General features: G+C 43.1%; 1 protein-coding gene. It reads right to left on the bottom strand.

Features of this window, described 5'->3' with window-relative positions; all coding sequences use genetic code 11:
* Nucleotides 1-120 precede the first annotated feature (120 nt).
* Nucleotides 121-1,359, bottom strand: coding sequence for an IS110 family transposase (locus ACIFQN_RS35655; RefSeq protein ID WP_429837779.1), 1,239 nt, complete (start codon nt 1,357-1,359; stop codon nt 121-123).
* Between the last annotated feature and the right edge of the window lie 261 nt (nt 1,360-1,620).

Below are 1,620 nucleotides of genomic sequence, written 5' to 3'. Positions count from 1 at the left end.
AGAAAACCAGCTAATATTTTGTCAAGCTTTTTGAAAATATTCTTCGTACTTGTGCTATTATTTAAAAATAAGCATGCAAAATAACCTCCCTCTTCAGGGAGGTTGTGGGAATTTATTCCATTAGATTAGCGGAGATTCAGCCTTATAGGGTTCGCTTCTCGTTAATATGCAGTATATCCAACGGATCAGCTTGTTCACACAGGCAATGATAACTTGTTTGTAGGGCTTTCCTTCCCCTTTTTTCAAGTCATAATACTCGCGCATTCGTTGATTCACTGAGCTTTTTAAAGGACACATCTTTCGTTTTCTTACCCCACATTGTACAGCTTGGTATAAAGCTCTTCTCAAGCGTTTGGAGCCCCGCTTGGTAATACGGTTCGTGCTTGCTGTGAATTTTCCTGAGGATGTGACACTTGGATCAACGCCAACGAATGCAACCAATTTCTTCGCGTGGTCAAACCGTTCTATCTCTCCAATTTCGGCCAGGATTGTTGCTGCAATCTTGTTTCCAACACCGGGAATAGAACGGAGTAGATCATATTCTTTTCTTTCTTCAGCCAGAGCATCTATTTGTTTTTCAAGGGTGGATAGATGCTCTTGGTATTGAAGGAGCAAAGTGATAAGCATACGTAAACTCAGCAAATAACTCTCATGGAGCCCTTTTTGAAAGGGGCTTTTTTCTGCTGCTGCCATCATTAGTAATGCTTTTTCTCTTGCCCACTTTTGTGAACGGCCACGTAGGATCTTTGTTTCAACACACTCCGCTAGCTTGTCCACCCCTGCTTTTTTTGCCGCCTCCGGTGTTGGATACGTTTCTAACACTCCTAACGACACCGTTGAATACAAATCCCCAAACACGTCCTCATACGTTGGAAAGACCTGGTCTAGCACAGCATGAAATTGCAGTTTTGTCTGTACATACATCTGGGTCATCGCCTGATGTTGTCTCGTAAGATGACGTAAGTTGACCCAATGTGCCTCCTGCTTCTGATATGGGTCAAACTCCTCTTTGTAATAAAGTTCTCCTAGATGAATGGCGTCCATTTTATCCGTTTTTACTTTTCTTAGCTGAGTTTTCTTTGCCCGTTGTGCTAACAGGGGATTGAGAATATACAGGACATAATTTTTCTCCTCCGCCCACTCTACAATAGGATGATGGTAGTGACCTGTAGCCTCAAGAATAATCGCTGGGCGACAACCGCTTTCCTGTTCTATTTCTTGTAGTTTTCCATGAAGCCACTCTAAATCTTTTATGGTATGCGAGAAACGAAATCCCTTCCCGTATAATTTGTTTCGATCCAGAAAGATCTGTGCTTGGCTTTCTCCCTTTGCCACATCGATTCCTACAACTGGATTCACGCTCTTCCTTCCCCTCATTTCTTTTACCGGCAGCCCCTTTACCACTTGTATGCCATAGCTTCGCATGTGATGCGGGATCTTGTCCCAACCAGCCCAATCATAGTTATACAAGGAGGGGTGAACAGTTTTCTCCACGGGTTTTTCCCAATAAGCGAACCGTTCTACCCGGCTACCAATATAGTAAAGCCAATTCCATGAAAAATGGCCAGCCAGTTTTTTTCTGGCTGACCTCATAATACGAATAAGCGAAAGATCTTTGGG

The organism is Brevibacillus sp. NRS-1366 (assembly GCF_050467985.1).
This window is presented reverse-complemented; position numbering and strand designations above follow the sequence as displayed.